8 protein-coding genes and 1 pseudogene are annotated in these 4,913 nt (G+C 71.6%); 5 read left to right on the plus strand and 4 right to left on the minus strand.

Annotated features, from left to right (window positions below; all coding sequences use genetic code 11):
* Nucleotides 1-38 precede the first annotated feature (38 nt).
* Nucleotides 39-356 (minus strand): DUF4235 domain-containing protein, encoded by a 318-nt coding sequence (locus ABZE72_RS15520; RefSeq protein WP_372729939.1) that lies wholly within the window; start codon nt 354-356, stop codon nt 39-41.
* Between the two features lie 9 nt (nt 357-365).
* On the minus strand, nt 366-836 hold the full coding sequence (locus ABZE72_RS15525) for a DUF3093 domain-containing protein (protein ID WP_372729940.1): 471 nt from the start codon (nt 834-836) through the stop codon (nt 366-368).
* A 100-nt stretch (nt 837-936) separates the two neighbouring features.
* Between ABZE72_RS15525 and dut the strand changes: the two genes are divergently transcribed.
* The 4 genes from dut (at nt 937) to ABZE72_RS15545 (ending at nt 3,221) form a co-directional block, all read left to right on the plus strand.
* Nucleotides 937-1,374 carry a dUTP diphosphatase gene (dut, locus tag ABZE72_RS15530; RefSeq protein ID WP_372729945.1) on the plus strand — a complete coding sequence of 146 codons (438 nt, stop codon included), beginning with the start codon at nt 937-939 and terminating at the stop codon, nt 1,372-1,374.
* 75 nt (nt 1,375-1,449) lie between these two features.
* Nucleotides 1,450-2,106, plus strand: coding sequence for a DUF3710 domain-containing protein (locus ABZE72_RS15535; RefSeq protein ID WP_372729941.1), 657 nt, complete (start codon nt 1,450-1,452; stop codon nt 2,104-2,106).
* A 9-nt stretch (nt 2,107-2,115) separates the two neighbouring features.
* The gene (locus ABZE72_RS15540; protein WP_372729942.1) at nt 2,116-2,481 is read left to right on the plus strand and encodes an OB-fold nucleic acid binding domain-containing protein; all 366 of its coding nucleotides are present in this window, start codon (nt 2,116-2,118) and stop codon (nt 2,479-2,481) included.
* The gene (locus tag ABZE72_RS15545) at nt 2,478-3,221 is read left to right on the plus strand and encodes a DUF3159 domain-containing protein (protein WP_372729943.1); all 744 of its coding nucleotides are present in this window, start codon (nt 2,478-2,480) and stop codon (nt 3,219-3,221) included. The genes ABZE72_RS15540 and ABZE72_RS15545 overlap by 4 nt, the downstream gene beginning before the upstream one ends.
* 4 nt (nt 3,222-3,225) lie before the next feature.
* Here the strand turns inward: ABZE72_RS15545 and ABZE72_RS15550 are convergent, their stop codons facing one another.
* The gene (locus ABZE72_RS15550) at nt 3,226-3,897 is read right to left on the minus strand and encodes a TrkA family potassium uptake protein (RefSeq protein ID WP_372729944.1); all 672 of its coding nucleotides are present in this window, start codon (nt 3,895-3,897) and stop codon (nt 3,226-3,228) included.
* Entirely contained in the window at nt 3,897-4,544 is a 648-nt protein-coding gene (locus ABZE72_RS15555; RefSeq protein WP_372729946.1) for a TrkA family potassium uptake protein, read from the minus strand. Before ABZE72_RS15555 ends, ABZE72_RS15550 begins: the two co-directional genes overlap by 1 nt.
* A 106-nt stretch (nt 4,545-4,650) precedes the next feature.
* Between ABZE72_RS15555 and ABZE72_RS15560 the strand changes: the two are divergent.
* Nucleotides 4,651-4,913: pseudogene (locus ABZE72_RS15560) on the plus strand (DNA-binding protein); the annotation flags it as partial.

The following is a 4,913-nucleotide window of genomic DNA, read 5'->3' on the forward strand; positions in this document are numbered from 1 at the left end:
CTAGGGGCGAGCCTTCGGCGTTGTCGGTGATCAGGTGATCAGGTGGTCGGTGCGTCCGCCGCGGAGGCGTCCTGGCCGTCCTTGCGCAGCTCCGGCGGCAGGTGCCCGGTCGACTTCGCGTAGTAGGTCGCGGCCTTGCGGGCCGCGAACATCCGGGCGAGTCCGATCGCCGAGCCGCTCAGGGTCGCCCAGGCGACGGCCTCCCAGACGTCCACGTCCGGGTCGGCCGGGTTGGCCGGCGGGTTCTTGCCGGTGGCGGCGCGCCACGAGGTGTTCAGGGTCTTCTTGGTCATCGCCGCCGCGCCCACGGCTGCGGCGAGCGAGAAGACGGTCCATACCTTCGATCCGGATGCCATGACCCGACCCTACCCAGCAGCCGATCCGTCACGCAGCGCGGTCAGCGCGGAGGCGAGCTCGACCGGGTGGCGGGTGCTGACCAGCCAGTACGGCGCGGGGTCGGCCGGGTCGAGGATCTCCACCCGCACCGAGCGCTTCAGGTAGGGGCGCAGGAGCAGGTAGGCGCGGGCATCGGCGTCCCGGCCGGCCGTCCGCCGGGTCTGCTCGGCGTCGAGCACGGTGGCCGGGCCGAGGTGCCGGCCGGCGATCCGGGCGCGTCCGGCCCGGAAGGTGCCGTCGGCGACGAGCACGCGAGCGCTGCCGTAGGAGAGCAGTCCCGACGTCAGCAGACCCAGCGCGATCGCGGTCACCACCCAGGCCACCACGCCGGGCAGGGCCACCACCACGGCCAGCCAGAGGCTTGCCACCAGCATCGTGCCCTGCACCCACCAGCGCAGGGGGACGCCCAGGCGCTCGTCGTACTCCTGCTCGGACTTCACGGGGAGAAGACTGGCACGCGGAGTAGGGTCACCCGCCGTGACCCCCGACGTTGACCCGCCCGTGACCGTGACAGCCCCTGCCGGCCCCACCTTCGTCGAGATCGAGGTGGTCCGGCTCGACGCCGACCTGCCGCTGCCGTCGTACGCGCATCCCGGCGACGCCGGTGCCGACCTGGTCACCACCGTCGACGTCACCCTGGCGCCGGGGGAACGTGCGCTCGTCCCCACCGGCGTCTCCCTCGCTCTCCCCGACGGGTACGTCGCCCTGGTCCACCCGCGCTCGGGGCTGGCGGCCCGGCACGGCCTGTCGATCGTCAACACGCCCGGGACCATCGATGCCGGCTACCGCGGTGAGATAAAGGTGCTGCTGATCAACCACGACCCGTCGGAGGCGATCATGCTCCGGCGTGGCGACCGGATCGCGCAGCTGGTGGTCCAGCGCTTCGAGCGGGCCCGATTCGTCGAGGTGACCGAACTGCCCGACTCGGTGCGGGGGGCCGGGGGATACGGTTCTACCGGAGGGTTCGGTCCCGCCTGACCGGGATCGCCGCGCGCGCCGGTCGTCCGGGCGCCGCACCCTGACCAGACACACACGTCATCGAGGGAGTCGATCGTGAAGTTCCGTCGCAAGTCCGCCGAGTCCGAGCCGACCCCCGAGGTCGTCGACGACACGGCCCCCGCCGACTCGGGTGAGCAGGGTGTCGCGGTCGAGCGCACGGGCCCGTTCGACGTCGACGACATGCCCGAGACCGCCCAGGAGCGGGTCGACCTCGGAGCCCTGGTGATCGAGCCGGAGCCCGGGCGGGAGCTGCGCCTGCAGGTCGACGAGAGCACCGGAGAGGTCCAGGCGGTCGTACTGGCCGGGGCCGACGGTGCCGTGGAGCTGCGCGCCTTCGCGGCCCCCCGCAACGGCGACCTGTGGAGCGAGGTCCGCCCCGCCATCGCCGCCGACATGGCCCAGCACGGCGGCGTGGCCACCGAACGCGAGGGACGCTTCGGCACCGAGCTGATCTGCCAGGTGCCGGTGCGCCGCGAGGACGGCTCCGCGGCCACCCAGCCGTCGCGGATCATCGGGATCAACGGTCCGCGCTGGATGCTGCGCGCCACCCTGCTCGGCCGGCCGGCCCTCGACGTGGAGAGCTCGGGCGCCTGGGAGGAGACGATCGCGAAGATCGCCGTCCGCCGCGGCGACGTGGCCATGCCGGTGGGCGACGCGCTGACGGTCGTGCTGCCCGACAATGCGCGGCGCCTCGACCCGCCCACCGCCTAGGCTCGCGTCATGGCCCCCGAGAAGAGCCGACTGCGCCGCAGCATCAGCGCCTGGGCGAGCAGCAGCGACCAGGACGCTCGCGACCTGCGCAAGGCGTACGCCGTGGCGGGACTCGACACGATCGCCGGTGCCCCGGATCGCCAGCGCGTCAAGCTGCGCGGCACCCTGCGCACCGTCACGTTGCGACCCCGCGGCGGGGTCCCGGCCCTGGAGGCCGAGCTCTTCGACGGCTCCGGCGTGGTCGTGGTGATCTGGCTGGGACGTCGTCGGATCGCCGGCATCGCGCCCGGGCGCGCCATCCAGGTCGAAGGCAGGATCAGCGCGGCCGACGGCCAGCGCATCATGTACAACCCCCGATACGAGTTGATCCCATGAGCGAACAGCACTCCGAGCCCTCCGCCGCACCCCAGGAGCACCCGCCGGGCGCCCCCTCGGTGGACACGGTCGAGGCCGTGGTCCGGTCCCAGCTCGCCAAGGCCCTCGGCGGTCGTCGCGGCATGCTCGAGGCGGCGGTTCCCACCATCCTGTTCACGGTGCTGTGGCTGGGCACCCGAGAGCTCCGGATCGCACTGCTGTCCGGCGTGGCCGCGGCCGTCGTGCTGCTGGTGGTGCGGCTGGTGCAGCGCTCGACCGTGCAGTTCTGTGTCAACGCACTGGTCGGCATCGGGATCGGGTGGTTGTTCGTCACCATGTCGGCGCGGGGCGGCGGCAGTGCGGACGACCAGGCGCTCGCCTACTTCCTGCCGGGCATCATCTACAACGGCGCCTACACGGTGGTGCTCGCGTTCAGCTGCCTGATCGGCTGGCCCCTGGTGGGCTTCATGGTCGGCAGCGTCACCGGCGATGCGACCGCCTGGCACGAGGACCGCCAGATCGTGCGGCTCACCACCGTGCTCACCTGGCTGCTGGTGCTGCCCTGCCTGGTACGGGTGGCGATCCAGGGGCCGGTCTGGTTGGCCGGTTCGTCGGGCTCGCTGGCCGCGGACACTGCCATCGCCACGCTCGGCATTCTCAAGATCGCCCTGGGCTGGCCGCTGCAGCTGGCTGCTCTGGCGGCGATGGCCTGGGTGCTGGGCCGCAACCGCACCCCCGCGGAGAGCACCCCGGCCGGGTGACCTCTCAGCCCCCGTGCTTGGCGGGGGCGAGCAGACGCTCGAGCTGGTCCTCGACGTCGGCCGGCACCACGAAGAGCAGCTCGTCACCGGACTCGACCGGCTGCTCGCCGTCGGGGACGTAGACCTGCCCGTCGCGCAGGATCGTGACCAGGGCGCAGTTCTCGGGCAACGGAATCAGTCCGACCGGCTTGCCGACGAACGGGGAGTCCTCCGGCAACGTCATCTCCACGAGGTTGGCGTTGCCCTGGCGGAACGTGAACAGCCGGACGAGGTCGCCGACGGTCACCGCCTCCTCGACCAGGGCCGACATGATCCGCGGGGTGGAGACGTTCACGTCGACGCCCCAGGCCTCGGTGAAGAGCCACTCGTTGTTGGGGTGGTTGACCCGGCCCACGGTGCGCGGCACCCCGAACTCGGTCTTGGCGAGCAGCGACGTGACGAGGTTGGCCTTGTCGTCGCCGGTCGCCGCGATGACGACGTCGCACTGGTCGAGACGGGCCTCCTCCAGCGATGACAGCTCACAGCAGTCGGCCAGGAGCCATTCGGCGTCCGGCACGCGTTCGGGGCGGATGGCCCCGGGCTGCTTGTCGATGAGCAGGACCTGGTGCCCGTTCGTGATCAGCTCTCGGGCGATCGAGCGCCCGACGGCGCCGGCTCCCGCGATGGCGACGCGCATCAGTTGTCCTCCGGGCCTCGGTCGAAGATGGCGTACGCGTGCGCGGCGTTCTCCTCGCGCATCACCAGGTGCAGCAGGTCGCCTTCCTGGATGACGCTCTCCCGGGTGGGCAGCATGCCCTCGCCCAGACGGTCGATCCAGGCGATCCGGCTCTTCGACTGCAGCTGGAAGTCGACGGTGCGGTGACCGATCCATGCCTCGGTCACCGGGACCTGGTCGAGACGGATCGTCCCCGAGGGGTCGCGGAAGTCGGGCTCGGCCCCGGCGGGGAGGATGCGGCGCAGCACCTGGTCGGCCGTCCACTTCACCGTGGCAACGGTGGTGATGCCCAGGCGCTGGTAGACCTCGGCGCGGCCGGGGTCGTAGATCCGCGCGACGACCTGCTGGATGCCGAACGTCTCGCGTGCCACCCGGGCCGCGATGATGTTGGAGTTGTCGCCGCTGGAAACCGCCGCGAAGGCGTCGGCGCGGCGGATCCCGGCCTTCTCCAGGACCGCCTGGTCGAAGCCGTACCCGGTGACCTTGTCGCCGTTGAAGCCCGGGCCGAGGCGCCGGAACGAGTCGGGTTCGCTGTCGATGACGGAGACGGTGTGGTTGCGGTCCTCGAGGCTCCTGGCGAGCGTGGAGCCGACGCGGCCGCAGCCCATGATCACAACATGCACGACGCAGACGCTACCGCAGCCGGGAGCCCGCGGCGGGCCGGATCTGGCCGGAGGGCGCCGGGGGGCGAGCTTTGGTCTAGCCTTGCGGCTCGTGAGTGTCGGCGATGTCTCCAAGCGCATCCTCCTGGGACGCAAGTTGCGCAGTTCCCAGCTGGGCGAGACCTTGTTGCCCAAGCGGGTCGCGCTGCCGGTCTTCGCCAGTGACGCTCTCTCCTCGGTCGCCTACGCGCCCGACGAGGTCTTCATCATGCTCTCGCTGGCCGGCGCCTCGTACTACGTGTGGTCCTGGAAGATCGGCCTCGCCATCGCGGTGGTGCTGATGGCCGTGGTGATGTCCTACCGACAGACCGTGCA

Source organism: Nocardioides sp. (assembly GCF_041600255.1).
Lineage (GTDB): Bacteria > Actinomycetota > Actinomycetes > Propionibacteriales > Nocardioidaceae > Nocardioides.

What these genes read in the sequence shown, in the direction of transcription:
- ABZE72_RS15520 (WP_372729939.1), bottom strand. Translation starts at nt 356, where the DNA reads ATGGCATCCGGATCGAAGGTATGGACCGTCTTCTCGCTCGCCGCAGCC.
- ABZE72_RS15540 (WP_372729942.1), top strand. Translation starts at nt 2,116, where the DNA reads ATGGCCCCCGAGAAGAGCCGACTGCGCCGCAGCATCAGCGCCTGGGCG.
- ABZE72_RS15545 (WP_372729943.1), top strand. Translation starts at nt 2,478, where the DNA reads ATGAGCGAACAGCACTCCGAGCCCTCCGCCGCACCCCAGGAGCACCCG.
- ABZE72_RS15550 (WP_372729944.1), bottom strand. Translation starts at nt 3,897, where the DNA reads ATGCGCGTCGCCATCGCGGGAGCCGGCGCCGTCGGGCGCTCGATCGCC.
- ABZE72_RS15555 (WP_372729946.1), bottom strand. Translation starts at nt 4,544, where the DNA reads ATGGGCTGCGGCCGCGTCGGCTCCACGCTCGCCAGGAGCCTCGAGGAC.